General features: G+C 72.6%; 14 protein-coding genes. 3 read left to right on the forward strand and 11 right to left on the reverse strand.

Features of this window, described 5'->3' with window-relative positions:
* Window positions 1-105 precede the first annotated feature (105 nt).
* Both ACFPCY_RS42040 and ACFPCY_RS42045 read left to right on the forward strand, forming a co-directional pair.
* Window positions 106-1,116 carry a hypothetical protein gene (locus tag ACFPCY_RS42040; protein ID WP_378265330.1) on the forward strand — a complete coding sequence of 337 codons (1,011 nt, stop codon included), beginning with the start codon at window positions 106-108 and terminating at the stop codon, window positions 1,114-1,116.
* Between the two features lie 341 nt (window positions 1,117-1,457).
* On the forward strand, window positions 1,458-1,850 hold the full coding sequence (locus ACFPCY_RS42045; protein WP_378265332.1) for a nuclear transport factor 2 family protein: 393 nt from the start codon (window positions 1,458-1,460) through the stop codon (window positions 1,848-1,850).
* 109 nt (window positions 1,851-1,959) lie between these two features.
* Here ACFPCY_RS42045 and ACFPCY_RS42050 read toward each other — a convergent pair whose 3' ends face one another.
* The 11 genes from ACFPCY_RS42050 to gcvPA all read right to left on the reverse strand — a co-directional run bounded on the left by ACFPCY_RS42050 (window position 1,960) and on the right by gcvPA (window position 14,157).
* Window positions 1,960-3,195: a chitinase gene (locus ACFPCY_RS42050; RefSeq protein ID WP_378265334.1), complete on the reverse strand. Its 1,236-nt coding sequence runs from the start codon at window positions 3,193-3,195 to the stop codon at window positions 1,960-1,962.
* Between the two features lie 163 nt (window positions 3,196-3,358).
* Window positions 3,359-4,393 carry a methyltransferase gene (locus tag ACFPCY_RS42055; protein ID WP_378265336.1) on the reverse strand — a complete coding sequence of 345 codons (1,035 nt, stop codon included), beginning with the start codon at window positions 4,391-4,393 and terminating at the stop codon, window positions 3,359-3,361.
* On the reverse strand, window positions 4,390-5,199 hold the full coding sequence (locus tag ACFPCY_RS42060; protein WP_378265338.1) for an ABC transporter permease: 810 nt from the start codon (window positions 5,197-5,199) through the stop codon (window positions 4,390-4,392). The genes ACFPCY_RS42055 and ACFPCY_RS42060 overlap by 4 nt, the downstream gene beginning before the upstream one ends.
* 44 nt (window positions 5,200-5,243) lie before the next feature.
* A complete protein-coding gene (locus tag ACFPCY_RS42065) occupies window positions 5,244-6,095 on the reverse strand; it encodes an ABC transporter permease (RefSeq protein WP_378265340.1) in 852 nt (283 codons plus the stop codon).
* On the reverse strand, window positions 6,092-7,060 hold the full coding sequence (locus ACFPCY_RS42070) for an ABC transporter substrate-binding protein (protein WP_378265342.1): 969 nt from the start codon (window positions 7,058-7,060) through the stop codon (window positions 6,092-6,094). Before ACFPCY_RS42070 ends, ACFPCY_RS42065 begins: the two co-directional genes overlap by 4 nt.
* A 602-nt stretch (window positions 7,061-7,662) precedes the next feature.
* Entirely contained in the window at window positions 7,663-8,433 is a 771-nt protein-coding gene (locus tag ACFPCY_RS42075; protein WP_378265344.1) for an SDR family NAD(P)-dependent oxidoreductase, read from the reverse strand.
* A gap of 136 nt (window positions 8,434-8,569) precedes the next feature.
* The gene (locus ACFPCY_RS42080) at window positions 8,570-9,250 is read right to left on the reverse strand and encodes a GntR family transcriptional regulator (RefSeq protein WP_378265347.1); all 681 of its coding nucleotides are present in this window, start codon (window positions 9,248-9,250) and stop codon (window positions 8,570-8,572) included.
* A 95-nt stretch (window positions 9,251-9,345) separates the two neighbouring features.
* Window positions 9,346-10,095 (reverse strand): SDR family NAD(P)-dependent oxidoreductase, encoded by a 750-nt coding sequence (locus tag ACFPCY_RS42085; protein ID WP_378265349.1) that lies wholly within the window; start codon window positions 10,093-10,095, stop codon window positions 9,346-9,348.
* Window positions 10,096-10,097: 2 nt separating this feature from the next.
* On the reverse strand, window positions 10,098-11,216 hold the full coding sequence (locus ACFPCY_RS42090; protein WP_378265351.1) for an ATP-NAD kinase family protein: 1,119 nt from the start codon (window positions 11,214-11,216) through the stop codon (window positions 10,098-10,100).
* Window positions 11,213-12,793, reverse strand: a complete 1,581-nt coding sequence (gene gcvPB, locus ACFPCY_RS42095; protein ID WP_378265353.1) for an aminomethyl-transferring glycine dehydrogenase subunit GcvPB — start codon at window positions 12,791-12,793, stop codon at window positions 11,213-11,215. Before gcvPB ends, ACFPCY_RS42090 begins: the two co-directional genes overlap by 4 nt.
* Window positions 12,790-14,157 carry an aminomethyl-transferring glycine dehydrogenase subunit GcvPA gene (gcvPA, locus tag ACFPCY_RS42100; RefSeq protein WP_378265355.1) on the reverse strand — a complete coding sequence of 456 codons (1,368 nt, stop codon included), beginning with the start codon at window positions 14,155-14,157 and terminating at the stop codon, window positions 12,790-12,792. The genes gcvPB and gcvPA overlap by 4 nt, the downstream gene beginning before the upstream one ends.
* Before the next feature lie 100 nt (window positions 14,158-14,257).
* On the opposite strand from gcvPA, the gene ACFPCY_RS42105 reads away from it, so the two are divergent.
* The gene (locus tag ACFPCY_RS42105) at window positions 14,258-15,580 is read left to right on the forward strand and encodes an ABC transporter substrate-binding protein (RefSeq protein ID WP_378265357.1); all 1,323 of its coding nucleotides are present in this window, start codon (window positions 14,258-14,260) and stop codon (window positions 15,578-15,580) included.
* Window position 15,581 lies beyond the last annotated feature (1 nt).

The following is a 15,581-nucleotide window of genomic DNA, read 5'->3' on the forward strand; positions in this document are numbered from 1 at the left end:
GCGGGCCGCGAGCGTTCCGGCGAACGCAGGGGCCGGGTTCGTGCGGCGGCGGTAGCCTGGGTGTTCGTAGCCCTCTGATATCCCTTCATTACGTGGTGTGGTGGCATGGAGGCGATCGAACGGCTGGCCGCCGACCTCGGCCGCCTGCGCCGTGCCGCGGGCGACCCGTCGCTTCGGCAGATCATCGGCGCGGTGCGGCGCAGGGCGCCCGGCACGGCCCTCGGCGTAGCGACGCTCCAGAACTGGTTCAAGGGCCTGACCGTCCCGAGCGACCCGAGGACGTTCGCGGTGGTCGTCGAGGTGCTCGAAGGGACGGCGGCGCGCAACGGCCGCCCACAGCCCGGATCACCGGTCGCGCCGGAATCCGGATACCGGCCTCGCGACACGGCGTACTGGGAGGGCCTGCGCAAGGCGTGCGTCGAGCAGCGCCGCGCGGCACGCTCCGCCGAGCCCCGCCCCGAGCGTCCTGCCGAGCCCCGCCCCGAGCGTTCCGCCGAGCTTCGCGACGCGGGAGCGAGATCCGGACGGTCCCGTCCGGTGGCCGGTGCGAACGCCGACGGGACGTCGCGGCCGCGGATCTGGTTGGTCCCGGCGAGCCCGCTGACCGTCAACCCGCCGACCCTGGTGTGGACGCCCGGCCCGAACCCGCGACGCGAACCCGGCGCGCGCACGGTCCGCGTGGAGATCCCGCCCGTGGCGGTGGACGTCCCGGACCATCTGGACCCCCGCACGTTCTTGCCGGACGGCACCGACGCGATCCACGCGAACTGCCGGGACAAGCGCGGGCGGACCGAGGCCGTCCGGTCCGTCCCGGTGCGGAGCGGCGGCGTCGAGCTCGGGACCTTCTCCCTCAACGTGAACCTGGGCGGCTGCTGCGGGCTCGCCTGGGCCGAATTCAAGACCGGCCTCGCCGCCCGCCCGTTCGTGAGCAGCGGGATCGACGGCATCGTGATGTCGTTCCGCCGCGTCCGGCCCCGTCCGCCCACGTCGGCGGCGGACGAGATCTGGAGCCCTTCGCCCGCGAACGCGCGGTACAGCGACGTCTGGACCGACGCGCTGCGGGTCGAGCGCGGCTCGGTGTTCACGGCCGAGCTCGCCGTCGTCGTGACCGGGTGATCCGCTCGCGCAGGCGTCCCCGCACCGCAGCCATCGTGATCGAAACGAGGGGTCGGGGGCCAGTCGCGGCAGGGCGGGGCGCCACCCCGTTCGCGGGCGGTCTCCGCGGCTCGCACCACCCGTTCCGTCGCCCCCGGTGCCGTCCTGGACAGGCGGCGTGTGCGGCGACCGCGACTTTCTCCGGCGAGTCGGGCGGCGGCCCCGCCGGACGCCGCTTCCACCTCCCGTTCGGAGCCGGCACGTTCCCCGAGGCGTCCGCATACGGACATGTACTCAATTTGTTGATTAGGTGCGCGTGCTACCCTGCGGGCATAGTCAATTCGTTGAATAGGGGTGAGGGCGTGCATCCGTTCCGGAAGGCGGTCGAGGCGCGAGACTCCGCGGCGCTGGAGGCGCTGCTCGCCGACGACGTGGTGTTCACCAGCCCGGTCGCGCACCGGCCCTACACCGGCAGGCCGATCACGGCGGCGATCCTGCGCGGGGCGTTGCGGGTGTTCGAGGACTTCCGGTACGTCCGGGAGATCTCCGAGCCCGGCGGGCGCGACCACGCGTTCGTCTTCCGGGCCACGGTGAACGGGCGCGAGGTGCACGGCTGCGATTTCGTCCACCTCGACGAGGACGGCCGGATCGACGACCTCACCGTCATGGTGCGCCCGCTGTCCGGGGCGAACGCGCTGGCCGAGGCGATGGGCGCGCAGTTCGGGCGGATCGAGCGCGAGGCGCGCGAAGGCTGAGCGAAGGCGGGCCCGGCGTTTTGGACGCCGGGCCCGCCTCATCGGGTCAGCAGGCTCCCCGGTCGGGTCGACAGGCTTTCCGGTCGGGTCGACGGGCTTTCCGGTCGGGTCAGCAGGCTCCCTGGTCGGCCCAGACCCCGACCTGGCCGCCGGGGGTGTCGCCGTAGGTCCACCACTTGGCCTTCCAGCTGTGGCTCTGGTAGCTCACGACCGCGCCGCCGTTGTAGGCGGTGGTCGCGCTCCAGGGCGGCGCCGTGCAGGTGCCGGGCGGCGGGGTGGTCGGCGGCGTCGTGGGCGGGGTCGTGGGCGGCGTCGCGCCCGCGAAGGCGGCGGTGAACTTGGTGAAGTCCCAGGCGCCCTGCGGGACGCTGCTGCACGTCCCGGACGTCCGTCCGTTGTTGTCGGGCGGGTTGCACTGGCGGTCGCGGTTGACCGACCAGAACGTGAAGCGGCTGAGGTGGTGGCTCGTCGCGTAGTCCAGGACGGCCTGGAAGTCGGACTGGTAGAAGTACTCGCCCGAGTCCGAGCGGCCGTTCATCCCGGAGAAGCCCTCGTGCTGGTAGGCGGTGGCGCTGTCCCAGCCGAAGGTGCTCATCAGCAGCGAGTGCAGGTTCTCCAGCGCCGAGATCTGCGCGGACGACCCGTTGAACCCGCCGTCGAACGGCATGATCGAGTAGTTGTCGGGGGTGAAGCCGAGCCCCTTGGCGGTGTTCAGCAGCTGCGTCCCGAACCAGCCGGTGCCCTGCGCCGTCCCGGCCGTGGTCACCGAGACGTAGAGGCCGGGGTTGTTGCGCTGGAGGATCTGCGCCGCGCCGAGCTCCCTGGAGATCGCCGCGCTGTTCTCGTACTCGGGCTCCTCCAGGTCGAAGTCGATCGCCTTGAGCGCGTACTTGGTGATGACCTGCTGGTAGGCGGCGGCCGTGGACGCGGCGTCCGAGCAGACCTCGCCCAGCTTCGTCCCGTTGTAGCCGCCGGCCGACACCGAGACGTCTCCCCCGGCCGACCGGATCCTGTTCACCACGGCGCCGACGGCCGTGTCGGACGAGACGGGCGCGGTGCCGTCCCACGCGGGCGAGCACGAGCCGCCCGAGGCGAGGATGAAGGCCAGCTCGAACGTCTTCTGCGACGTCGCCGCCATGACCTGGGACAGGTCGGGCGCGTCGTTGTCCAGCGGCATCACGTAGGGCGCGGCGCCGTACCAGTTGCGGGTGACGTCGGCCCGCGCCGCGCCGGGGCGGAGCACGACGGCCAGGGCGGCGGCGAGGGCGACGACGGCGAGCGCGGCCAGCGCGCGGACGAGTCCGGCGCGCGGGAGCGGGGCGCCCGGCGGGCTTGGCGGGGTCATTCCGGAAGTCCTCCTCGAGGATGTCCGAGCGCTCCCCCGCCGCGCATCAATTAAGAAGGTTTCCTATTGATACGCCCGGAGACCGGGTTTTGTCACCCGGTCTCCGGGCGGTCCCCCGTGGCCCGAACCGGCCACTCCCGCCGACCGCCCCGGTCCGGCCCGGTCATCGGGCCGGGCGGGCCTCCATCAGGGTCGTGCCCGCCGGGAGCTCCAGCGCGGACGCCAGCCGCAGGTCCGCCGCCTCGAACAGGCGGGCGTACTCGGCGTGCGTGCGCTCCATCCCCGCGTCGAACAGCGCGAGCATCCGGATGTCGCCGTCCAGGCCGACGTGCGGGCGGTCGTCGTCCGGCAGCGCGTACTCCAGGACGAGCACCCGCCCGCCGTCCGGCACGCCCGCCCGGACGGTCCGCAGGATCCGCACCGCGTCCTCGTCCGACCAGTTGTGCAGCACGCTGGCCAGCAGGTACGCGTCCGCGCCCGGCGGCACCGGGTCGGTGAAGAAGTTCCCGGACACGACCTCGACGCCGTCCGGCAGGAAGGCGCGGGCGTGCTCGGCGACGTGCGGCAGCTCGAACAGCGTGCCGCGCAGGTGCGGGTTCGCGGCCATGACCGCGGCGAGGAAGTGGCCCTTGCCGCCGCCGACGTCCACCAGCGTCCGGACGCCGGTGAAGTCGTACATCGTCGCGACGGCCCGGCGGTGCGGGACGGCCCGGGCCGTCATGTAGTCGTCGAACAGCTTGGACCGCTCGGGACGCGCCGCCAGGAAGTCGTAGAGCATGCCGTACTCCTCGATGAACGCGGAGCGGCCCTTGCGCAGGGTGTGCGCGAGGTTCCCGAAGGCGTACCGGAACTCCGGCGTCGAGTTCATCCGGACCGCCGCGAGCATCGAGCCCTCGGCGTCCGCGCGGAGCGTCTCGCCGGCCGGCGTCAGCGAGTACCGGCCCTCGCCGTCGGACGCGACGATCCGCATCCCGGCGAGCTCGCGCAGCACGCGGGCGACCCCGGCGGGGTCGGCGGCGCACCGGTCGGCGAGCTCCGCCGCGGTGACGGGGCCGTCCATCCGGTCGGCCGCGCCGAGGTCGGCGAAGGCGGAGAGCGCCGCGAACCGGGACAGGCCGCCGATGGCCTCCCAGATCGCGCTGGTCGGCTCGTCCGCCGCGGGGTCCGGCTCGGAAGGGGTTTCAGGGAGCGTGGTCACGAGGTTCCTCCGGAGGCGTCGTGCCAGGCGAGGACGCGGCGTTCGGCCAGCCCGAACAGGGCGTTCAGCAGGGTGCCGAGCACGCCGAGCAGGACGATCCCGCCCCAGACGCCGGGGTTGTCGAAGTTGCGCTGCTCGTCCAGCAGCTGGAAGCCGATCCCGGAGGTGCTGCCCTTCATCTCCGAGACGACCATGAGGATCAGGGCCAGCGAGAGGCTCACCCGCAGCCCGGCGAAGATCTTCGGGGCGGCCGAGGGCAGCAGCACCCGGCCGAGCCGCTGCGCGGGCGAGAACCGGAACACGCGCGCGATGTCCAGCTTCGCCGCGTCCACCGAGCGGGCCCCCTCGGCGGCGTTCAGCAGCACCGGCCAGACGATCCCGAACAGGATCGTGGCGAGCTGCATCTCGGTGCCGCCGCCGAACAGCGCGAGGAAGAACGGCAGCAGCATGATCGGCGGGATGGCGTAGCCGAAGTGGATCAGCGGCCGGACGTATCCGTAGAGCCGCCGCGACCGGCCGAGCGCGAGCCCGCCCAGCACGCCGATCACGCCCGCCGCGACCCACGCGGTGAGCAGCCGCTCCAGGCTGCCCGGCACGTTGTCGAGCGCGCCCGGCCCGAGCCACAGGTGGGACGCCGGCCCGCCCAGCCACATCAGCCGCATCGAGTGCGCGATCTGCGTCGGCGGCGGGAAGCTGATGTTCTCCGCGCGCCGCGCGAGCACCTCCCATAGGCAGACCGCCAGCGGGACGGGCACGACTCGCAGCAGCACCCACACGAGCCCGCGCACGAATCTGCTAGGCCCCACGCGTCCCCCTTTCGCCGACGTCACGCGGCCACCCTTCGTCGGCGTCATGCGGCCGCCCTTCGCCAGCGGAACAGGTGGTGCTCCGCGCGGGTGAACAGCACGTCGAACAGCAGCCCGAACAGGCCCGCCCAGACGGACGCCGCGACGATCATCTCCAGGCCGTCCGCGCTGCCCCCGGCCTCGATCAGGTAGACGCCGACGCCGGAGGTGCCGCCGTTCACCAGCTCGACGCTGATCGCGAGGATCAGCGCGACGCCGGACGCGACCCGCGTTCCGGTGGCGACGAACGGCGCGACGGTCGGCAGCGCCACCCGGAACAGCACGGCGAGGCGTCCGAAACCGAACGCGCGCAGCGTCTGCACGGCGACCGGGTCCACCTCGCGCAGGCCGTAGACGGTGTTGACGAGGATCGGCCAGGTCGCGCCGTAGGCGATGACCGCCAGCTTCAGGTGCAGCGTGGCCGGGAAGATCATCATCGCGAGCGGGATGACCGCGACCGACGGGATCGGGCGCAGGAACTCCACGAACGGGCGGGTGGCGATCCGCACGGCGGGCACCGAGCCGATCAGCAGCCCGGCCGGGACGGCGATCGCGAGCGTGAGCAGCATGCCGAGCGCCCAGGCGGTGAGCGTCGTGCCGACGTCGCCGAGGAACTCCCCGTCGCCCGCCAGCCGCGCGGCACGTTCCAAAGTGGCCGACGCCAGCGGGACCACCTTGCGGTCCAGGAGGCCGGCGCGTCCGGCGAGCTCCCACAGGACGACGAAGACCAGCACGCCGGCCGCGCCCCGCAGCAGGTCGGGGCTCCGGCGGCGGCGCGCCGCCGTCCCCGGGGCGCGCCGCGCGCGGGGCGCGGCGGCGGCCGGGGCGGCGGCGGTGGGCGCGGGGGTCGGGCTCATCCGGACGTGGTCGCGAGCGCCGACTTGGCGTCCGTGGACTGCTTGAGGTAGCCGAACCGGGCCATCAGGTCGGGCACCCGCTGGATCCGGGCCGGGTTGAGGGTGATCGGGTAGCCGGGCAGCGTGATGATCTTCACGAGCTGCGGGTCGATCTTGGCGTAGCCGGTGATGGTCTGGTTCAGCTCGGGCCGGTTGGACGCGGCGAGCTGCTGCGCCTTGGCGATCGCGCGCTGGAACGCCGCGATCGTGTGCGGGTTCTGCTTGGCGAACTTCTCGGTGACGCCCCAGCCCGCCATCGGGAGGTTGGCGGTCGCGCCGGTCATGGTGTCGGCGATGGTGCGCAGCCCGAACTTGGCGCGCCCGCTGGTCAGGAACGGCTCGGTGATCCAGGCCGCGTCCACCGCGCCCTTCTGGAGCGCGCCCGCCATCTCCGGGAAGCCGTACTCGACGAAGTGGACGTCCTTGGCGTCCACGTCGTTGAGCTTCAGGGTGGACACGACGGCCAGCTCGCCGACGTTGCGCAGCGTGTTGACCGCGATCTTCTTGCCCTTGAGGTCGGCCACCGACTTGATCGGCGAGTCCTTGGTGACCACCAGCGGGAACAGGTCGGGCCGGGCCTCGGCGGCGTCGGCCACGATCTTGATCATCGTGCCCTTCTCGCGGGCGAGGAAGGCCGAGACGTAGTTGGTCATCGTGATGTCGAGCGAGCCCGCCATCAGCCGCTGGTTGCCGACCGCGCCACCCTGGATCGGCTCCATCTTCACGTTCAGGCCCTCGGCCTTGAAGTAGCCCTTGTTCACCGCGATGGGCACGGCGGCGGCGTCCGCGATCGGGATGATCCCGACCTTGAGGTCGGTCTTCTCCAGGCCGTTCGGGCCGCTGGACTTCTTGTCGCCGGAACCGCCGCAGGCGGACAGCGCAAGGGCCGCGGCGAGCACGGCCGAAAGTGCGCGAGGGAACCGCATTTATGCTCCAAGCTGGGGGAACGCCGTCGCCGCGGGCACACGAGGGACGTGCCGGGCAGGGCGGACGAACGAAAACGCGGGCCAGCTTAGTGCCGCCCTCCGGCGGCAAAAGATCAAGAATTGACAACGCCGCCGGGCCGCGAGTTCTGGCCCGAGTCATTCGGCTCTATCGGACGTTCTTTTAGGACGGCGGGCGTGGCTGACAGATCGGGTCAAGGCCGTCCCCGCCCTGGCCCGGGCCGAATGGAACGTACCAATTCACATGATCACACGACCTGTCCGCAATATGTTTCGGTCGGAGATACCGGTGATTACGTCATCTCCAGAACACGGCTCGGACGGAGAAGAAAAACGTGAGGAATTCTCGCGACAACCTCGGGAGGAGCCGCTGGCGCGTCCCGAAACCCCTTCCCGGCTATGCGGACGACGCCCCGCTCCGCTGGGGGGTTCCGGCGCACGACCAGTTCGGAGAGGCCGTGGAACGTGCTCGACTCGCGCCGGCGCGGCTCGGGAGCGACGGAGGTCAGGCCGGGGAAGCGCCCGCCGCCCGGCCCGCCGCCCCGGCAGCGGCGCGGCGCGGCGCGGGCGATCCGGCCGGACGGTCAGGACGGGGAGATCGGGCCGAGCCAGGTGCCGCCGGAGACGTCGAGGGTCTGGCCGGTGACGTGGCGGGCGTCCGGGCCGGCGAGGAAGCCGACCACGTCCGCGACGTCCTCGGGCTCGCCGAGGCGGCCGAGCGCGGTGACCGACTCCAGCGCGGCGACGGCCTCGGGGATGCCGGTGTACCCGGCGGTCATGTCGGTGCGGACCGCGCCGGGCGCGACCGTGTTGACGGTGATGCCGCGCCGGCCGAGCTCGTTGGCGAGGGTCGGGGCGAGCGCCTCCAGGGCGGCCTTGGTCACGGTGTAGCCGATCTGGACGGCCACGGCCATCCGGCTCGCGACCGACCCCATGTTGACGATCCGCCCGCCGTCGTTGAGCAGCGGCAGCGCGCGCTGGATGACGAAGAACGGCGCGGCGACGTTCACCTTCATCAGGCGGTCGAACTCGCCGGGCGTGAGGGCGGCGGCCGGGCTGGCCGAGGCGATGCCCGCGTTGTTGACGAGAACGTCCAGGCCGCGGCCGTCCAGCTCGGGGATCAGCGCCTCGAACAGCCGGTCCACGGCGTCGTCCTCGCCGAAGCGTGCCCGGATCGCGACGGCACGTCCGCCCGCGCGCTCGATGTCGGCGACCGTCCGCTTGGCCGCGTCCGCGTCCGACCCGTAGTGGACGGCCACGAACGCGCCGTCGGCCGCCAGCCGCAGCGCCACCGCCCGGCCGATCCCGCGCGAGCCGCCCGTGACCAGTGCCGTCCTGCCGTTCAGCGTGCCCATCTGATGCTCCTCGTTCCCGGCCGGAACCCGGTGCGTTCCGGCGATGAGGAGACGGTGCCGGGGCGCGCTCACCGACCCCTCACCGCGCACTCACCGCGCGGTGAGACGCGGTGAGGTGCGCGCGTCCGGCGGCGGGTCAGGACGGGGACGGCTCGGCAGCGGCGGCGGGGCGGCGGTCGAGGTCGAACCGCTCCATGATGCGCTCCGAGCCGCTCGCCCAGTTCGTCTTGAGCGCGGCGATCGCGCCCTCGACGTCCCCTTCGAGCAGGCACTCGGCGATCCGCTCGTGCTCGGCGGCCGAGCGCTCCAGGACGTCCTGGTCCCCGACCACGACCCGCTCGTAGCGGTGCATGGTGAGCTTCAGTGAGCCGATCATGTCCAGCAGCCGCTCGTTCGGGCAGCCGGAGGTCAGCAGCTCGTGCCACTCGTCGTCGTAGCGCTCCAGGACGGCGTAGGCGGCGCGCTGGTCGGGGAACCCGCGCGCCTCGGCCAGCAGCCGCGGCGCGATCGACACCAGGAACGCCGGGTCGGTCAGCCGCAGCGCCAGGGACTCCATCTCCCGCACGATCGTGCTGAGGTCGAGGAACTCCTTGCGGCTCAGCGGCGCGAACCGGAAGCCCTTGCCGCGCTCGCTGCGGATCACCCCCTCGCGCTCCAGCGCGATCAGCGCCTCGCGCAGCGGGGTGCGGCTGACGCCGAGGTCGGCGGCCATCCGGTTCTCGTTGATCGGCTCGTCCGCGGCGAACTCGCCCCGGCCGAGCCGCTCCAGCAGCTCGTCCTTGATCTGCTCGCGCAGCGGGCGGCGCTCGATCGGCATGTTCTCCCTCTTCCCAGTGCCCGGATCCGGCCGTGCCGGCCGGGCGCGCGACCGCGGCGGCGTTCCCCGCCGCCGCCGCGCGCCCGGCCGCGGGCTCAGGCCGTGCCCGCGCCGTCCACCGCGAGGACGGCCCCCGACACGAACGCCGCGGCGTCGCTGGCGAGGAACGCCACGGTGCTCGCGATGTCGCGCGGGCTGCCGATGCGGCCGAGCGGACGGTCGGCCGCGTCGGCGTAGAACGTCTCGACCGGCGCGCCGAGCTGCCGCGCCTCGTCGGCGAGCATCCCGGTGGCCGTGTCGCCCGGACACACGCAGTTGACGCGGATGTTCCGCGGACCGTGGTCGATCGCCATCGCGCGGGTCATGTTGACGACCGCCCCCTTCGACGCACAGTACGATACGGCCTGCGCGCCGCCCCGGATGCCCCAACCCGACCCCGTGTTGACGATGCTGCCGCCGCCCGCGGCCTCCATCAGCGGGACCGCGTACCGGCTCATCAGCATGATCGACTTGATGTTGACCGCCATCACCAGGTCCCAGTCGTCCTCGGTGATCTCGCACACGGTCGAGCGGCGGATGATCCCCGCGTTGTTGAAGAGCACATCGACGCCCCCGAACTCTTCGCGGGCGAGGCCGATCGTGCGCTCGCAGTCGGCCGCCTTCGAGACGTCGCAGCGGGAGAACAGCGCGTTCGGGATGGCCTTGGCGGCCTCCTCCCCCGCCTCGGCGTCCACGTCCGCCAGCACGACGGACGCGCCGAGCTCGGCGAGCAGCCCGGCGGTGGCGCGGCCGATCCCGGACGCCGCCCCGGTCACGACGGCGCGCTTACCGGTCAGGTCGATCATGTTCAGGCTCCTTGCACGGGGTAGCGGGCGGTCCGGCCGCGGCCGGTGATCACGATGCGGTGGCCGGCCAGGGCGCGGTCCAGCCCGGGGTCGCCGGTGTCGAGCAGCAGCGGGCGTCCGCCGAGCGCGGCGAGCTTGGCCTCGGTCGCGACGGCGAGCAGCCGGTCCGGGCCGGCGGCGCGGAGCACCTCCGGCGAGATCTGCTGGTTGCCCCGGCCGAGCAGGAAGCCCTGCCCGCCGATCGGGGTGACCGCGATCCACGTGTCCGGGGTCACGATCCCGGCCAGTTCGGCGGCGTTGACGTCGGCGGCGACGAGCCGTCCGGCGCGCAGCACGTTGACGCCCATGACGGGGACGTCCACGCCGAGCGCCGCCGCGATCGCGCGGGTCGTCCCGCCCGGCCCGAGGACGAGCGGGTCGACGCCGGCGCGGGCGGCCAGCTCGGCGGCGATGCCGCCGACGGCGTGCGGGTCGGCGGCCGAGCTGCCGACCTTGCGCTGCTGCACCCGGACGGGCGCGTCCGGGACGAGCAGGTGCCCGTACAGCCGGGCCGAGACCCGGCCGGAGCGGACGGCCTCCTCGTCCAGGTCCATGACCTCGGCCTCGGTGAAGGCGCGCGAGGCGGCGGCGCGGGCCGCGACCTCCCCGGCGGCGCGCGGCCCGACGCCGAACACCGCCGAGTGCATCTTCACCCCGGTCGGGACGCCGAGGACGGGCACGGACGTCCCGACGGCGTCCAGGACGTCCCGGGCCGTCCCGTCGCCGCCCGCGAACAGCAGCAGGTCCACGTCCGGGGCGAGGGCCTTCGCGGCGGCGACCGTGTCGGCCGCCGTCGTGTCCGGGCCGTCCGGGCCGTCCAGACCATCCGGGACGTATCGAACGTCCGGCTCCAGGCCGGCCGCGCGGACGGCGTCCTCGCCCATCGGTCCGGCAGCGGTCAGCACGACCGGCGCGCCGACCCGCGCCGTCAGCTCCGACAGCGCCTCGGCGGCCCGGTCGGACGCGCGCGGCACCGCGCCGAGCTCGCGGGCGCGGGCCTGGACGGCGGGTCCGTCGCTGCCCTTGAGGCCGACCCGGCCGCCGAGCCCGGCGACCGGGTTGACCACCAGTCCGTACCTCACCGGCCGAGGATCTTCCGGCGGTAGGCGCGCCAGGTGACGGCCCAGGTCTCCGGGTCGTCCAGCGTCGCGGGCCGCACCTGGTGGATCGGCCCGTTGTGCGGCGCGGTCCGGACGGTCTCCGGCTCCTCGTACGCCTCGCGCGCCACCTCGGCGAGGATCGCGGCGTACTCGTCCAGGTCCTGCCGGGAGTAGGACTCGGTCGGCTCCAGCGTCATCGGCTCGGGCACCAGGTACGGGTGGTGGCTCGTCCAGTAGTGGGTGCCGAAGTCGGCGGCGCGGACGCCGATCTCCTCGCTGTGCACGCCGGTGTCCCGGTTCAGCTCCTCCCAGGAGTAGCGCACCTGCTCGATGCGCCGCTTGCCCTCGGCGTACGGCGCCGACACCCCGCGGATCTCCAGGATCCTCTTCATCAGGTAGTTGTTGTTCAGCACGGCGATCTCCGCGACCTCGCGCAGGCCCTCCGCGCCCAGCGACATGATCCACGCGTACGCGCGCACGAGGTTCGGCACCACGCCGTAGAACGGACGGATCTTGCCGACCGACTCGGCCCGGTCGTCGTCCAGGTGGTAGCGGTCGCCGTCGAACTCCACGGTCGGCCGGGGCAGGAACGGCACGAGCTTCTCGCTCACGCCGGACGCGCCCGCCGCCGGGCCGCCGCACGCGTGCGGCGTGGAGAACGTCTTGTGCAGGTTGAAGTGGCACAGGTCGAACCCGGCGTCGCGGGCCCGCGTGATGCCGAGGATGCCGTTGGCGTTCGCCTGGTCGTAGGCGCACAGGCCGCCCGCCTCGTGCACGATGTCCACGAACTCGGCGATCCGCGCGTTGAAGATCCCGGTGTCCTCCGGGTTGGTGATCATCAGCGCGGCGGTGCGCGGCCCGACGGCCGCCTTCAGCGCCTCGATGTCGGGGTAGCCGTCCGCGTCCGGGTAGAGGGTGATGACCTTGAAGCCGGCGGTCTTCGCGCAGGCCGCGTTGGACGGGTGGGAGAAGATCGTCGTGATGACCTCGTCGCGCTGCTCCAGCTCGCCGCGCGCGGCGAAGTAGGCGCGGATCATCGCGATGTTGGTGTAGATCGCGGCCGACCCGGCGCCCGGCTGGAGCGACACCCGGTCCATCCCGGAGATCTCCGCGAGCATCCTCTCCAGGTGGTACATGACCTCCAGCACGCCCTGGACGGTCCGCTGGTCCTGCAGCGGGTGCAGCTCGGAGACCCGGTGGTCCCGGACGAACCGGTCGTTCACCTTCGGGCTGTACTTCATCGTGCAGGTGCCCTGGCCGACGTCGATGTTGAGGTCGACGCCGAGGTTCTCCTGCGACAGCCGCAGGTAGTGCCGCAGCACGTGCAGCTGCGACATCTCGGGCAGGCCGGGCGCGTCCTTGCGCCGCAGCGCCCCGGGGAGCGAGTCGTCCAGCGGCACCTCGGGCGCGGGCACGCCCACGCCGCGCGCCCCGGGCGTCCCCAGCTCGAAGATCAGCGGCTCGTCCCAGCGGGCCTGGTGGAACCGCCGCAGCGGCGGCTTGGGCGCGATCCGCGCGTCGTCGGTCGTGACGGGTCCGGCGTTGACGTGGCTGCTCACTTGGCCAGTTCCTCCAGCAGGGCGGCGAGGCGGTCGATGTCGTCCTTGGTGTGCACCTCGGTGACGCAGTAGAGGGCGTCGCGGTCGGACAGGGCGTGGCCGCCGAAGACGCCGCGCTCCAGCAGGGCGTCGTTGATCTCGGCGACGTCGCGGGCGCCGGTGAAGCGGACGGCGAAGTCGGCGAAGTGCGGCGCGTCCGCGTGCGGGACCTCCACGCCGGGGACGGCGGCGAGGCGCGTGATGGCGTAGCGGGTGTTCGCCATGATGGTCTCGCCGATCTCGCGCATGCCGTGCGGGCCCATCAGCGCGAGGTAGACGCCGGCGGCGATGCCGTTGAGCGCGGCGGCCGTGCCGACCCACTCCTTGCCCTCCTCGCGGATCGCGAAGGACGTGCGCTCATAGGCGACGTCGCCGAAGCCGTACTCGCCCTCGACCGTGGTCGGCGTGACGCCGAACAGCCGGGACGGGAACTCGGCGACGAGGCGTTCCTCGTCGCGGGTGGCGATGAAGCCGGCGTTGCCGCCGCCGTAGCTCATGTGCACGCCGAGCGGCTGGACGTCGCCGCAGACGATGTCCGCGCCGTAGGACGCCGGCGGCGCGACGACGCCGAGCGAGATCGGGTTGCAGTTCACGACGTACAGCGCGCCGCTCGCGTGCGCGAGCTCGCCCAGCTCGGGCAGGGCCGGGTCGACGATGCCCAGGTAGGACGGCGCCTCGGCGTACACGGCCGCGACGTCGCCCTCGGCGAGCGCGGCGCGGACGGCGGCGACGTCGGCCCGGCCGTCCACGACCGGGACGACCACGACGTCGTGGTCCGGGCGCACGTAGTCGCGGATCTTCGACAGCTTGTCGGGCGCGACGGACGAGGCGACCAGCAGCCGGCGCGCGCCGGTGACGCGGCCCGCCATCCGCAGCGCGGTGCCCGCCGCCTGGTAGCCGTCGTAGGTCGGGACGTTCACGACGTCCAGCTCCAGCAGCTCGCCCATGAGCGACTGGTACTCCCAGAGCGCCTGGAAGCGCCCGTGGTCCTCGTAGGGCTCACCCGCGTAGGCGGTGAGGAACTCGGATCGGTCCACGACCTCGTCCACGACGGCGGGGACGTGGTGCTGGTACACGCCGCCGCCGAGGAAGCTCAGCGCGTCGCGGGTGCTGGTGTTGCGGCCCAGCAGGCCGTTCATGTGGCGCACGAGCGCGGCCTCCGAGCGCATCGGCGCGGGGAGGTCGAGCGGGCGTCCGAGCCGGAGCCCGGCCGGTACGTCGGCGTAGAAGTCCTCCACCGACGCGGCTCCGACGGCGTCGAGCATCGCGCGCTTCACATCGGGTGCCGCGTTGGGGATGTACGGGTGTGCGAACGGGCCGGTCATGCTCCCCCTCTTGACGAATCATCATCATTCGGTGTGCTGTATACAGCATTCAGCATGCCGGTGTCAGGAGGCAAGGGTGCATACCAACCGGATGAACCGAATGAAACAGACACGAAGGTCCGTTCTCCTAGCGGGCGCGATCGCCGCCGCGGTGGCCCTCAGCGGCTGCGCGGCGGGCGGCGGGAGCGGAAAGAAGGCCGCGCCGAGCCTGGCCGCCGCGGCGTCCGGCGACATCAAGGGCGACGTGACGGTCTGGTCCTGGGACGTCGCGGCGACCGCGCTCAAGCGGCTCGCCCCCGAGTTCGAGAGGCAGCATCCCGGGACGAAGATCAACGTCGTCGACATCGGCTACGACAACGCCTACGACAAGATCACGGTCGGCCTGAAGTCGGGCAAGGGACTGCCCGACATCACGACCGTCGAGGGCCCGCGGTTCCAGAGCTTCGTCGGCTCGTTCCCGAACGGGTTCTACGACCTGACGTCCCTGGCGGACAAGTACAAGGGCCAGTACAACGCGGCCGCGTGGAAGACCGCGACCGACGAGAAGGGCCGCGTGCTCGCGCTGCCGTGGGACTCGGGGCCGGTCGGCGTCTTCTACCGCCGCGACCTCTTCGCCAAGGCCGGCGTCGACCCGAACTCGATCAACACCTGGGACGACTACGTCAAGGCCGGCGAGCAGGTCAAGGCCAGGACCGGGACCAAGTTCATCACCCTCGACCCGGCCGAGGACAACACCTTCCTGATGCTGCTCCAGCAGCAGGGCCAGGGCTACTTCAAGGACGGCAAGGTCGCGGTGAACACGCCGCAGGCCGTGAAGGCGATGACCGTCCTGAAGCAGCTGTCCGACAAGGGCCTGGTCGACTGGGCGCGCGGCTGGGACGCCACGGTCACCTCGACCAAGACCGGCAAGTCCGCGACCACGCCGCAGGCGGCCTGGTGGGGCGGCACGCTCACCGGCGAGATGAAGGAGCTGAGCGGCAAGTTCGGCGTCTTCCCGCTGCCCGCGTTCGAGCCGGGCGGGGTGCGGACGTCCAACAACGGCGGCTCGGTGCTCACGGTCACCTCGCAGACCAAGAACCCGAAGACGGCGTGGGCGTTCACCGAGTTCATGCTCGCCAACAGCGCCAACCAGGTGTCGATGCTCAAGGACGAGGGCCTGTTCCCCGCGTTCCTGCCCGCGCTGAAGGACCCGTTCGTCGCGCAGCCCGACCCGTACTTCGGCGGGCAGGCGGTCAACAAGGTCTTCGCCGACCTGTCCCCGTCCGTCCCGCCGATCGAATACACCAAGGACGGCGCGAAGGCCACCCAGCTCGTCTGGTCGGCCAACGCGGGCGTGATGCTTCGCGGCAGGGACCCCAAGAGCACGCTCGACTCGACGGCGAAGCAGATCGCGTCCGCGACCGGCCGCCAGACCGCCGGATAGC

The sequence above is a fragment of the Actinomadura gamaensis genome (assembly GCF_042652125.1).
Taxonomy (GTDB): domain Bacteria; phylum Actinomycetota; class Actinomycetes; order Streptosporangiales; family Streptosporangiaceae; genus Spirillospora; species Spirillospora gamaensis.

Coding starts and splice junctions, on each gene's coding strand:
- ACFPCY_RS42040 (WP_378265330.1), top strand. CDS start 106: ATGGAGGCGATCGAACGGCTGGCCGCCGACCTCGGCCGCCTGCGCCGT.
- ACFPCY_RS42050 (WP_378265334.1), bottom strand. CDS start 3,195: ATGACCCCGCCAAGCCCGCCGGGCGCCCCGCTCCCGCGCGCCGGACTC.
- ACFPCY_RS42065 (WP_378265340.1), bottom strand. CDS start 6,095: ATGAGCCCGACCCCCGCGCCCACCGCCGCCGCCCCGGCCGCCGCCGCG.
- ACFPCY_RS42070 (WP_378265342.1), bottom strand. CDS start 7,060: ATGCGGTTCCCTCGCGCACTTTCGGCCGTGCTCGCCGCGGCCCTTGCG.
- ACFPCY_RS42075 (WP_378265344.1), bottom strand. CDS start 8,433: ATGGGCACGCTGAACGGCAGGACGGCACTGGTCACGGGCGGCTCGCGC.
- ACFPCY_RS42080 (WP_378265347.1), bottom strand. CDS start 9,250: ATGCCGATCGAGCGCCGCCCGCTGCGCGAGCAGATCAAGGACGAGCTG.
- ACFPCY_RS42085 (WP_378265349.1), bottom strand. CDS start 10,095: ATGATCGACCTGACCGGTAAGCGCGCCGTCGTGACCGGGGCGGCGTCC.
- gcvPA (WP_378265355.1), bottom strand. CDS start 14,157: ATGACCGGCCCGTTCGCACACCCGTACATCCCCAACGCGGCACCCGAT.
- ACFPCY_RS42105 (WP_378265357.1), top strand. CDS start 14,258: ATGAAACAGACACGAAGGTCCGTTCTCCTAGCGGGCGCGATCGCCGCC.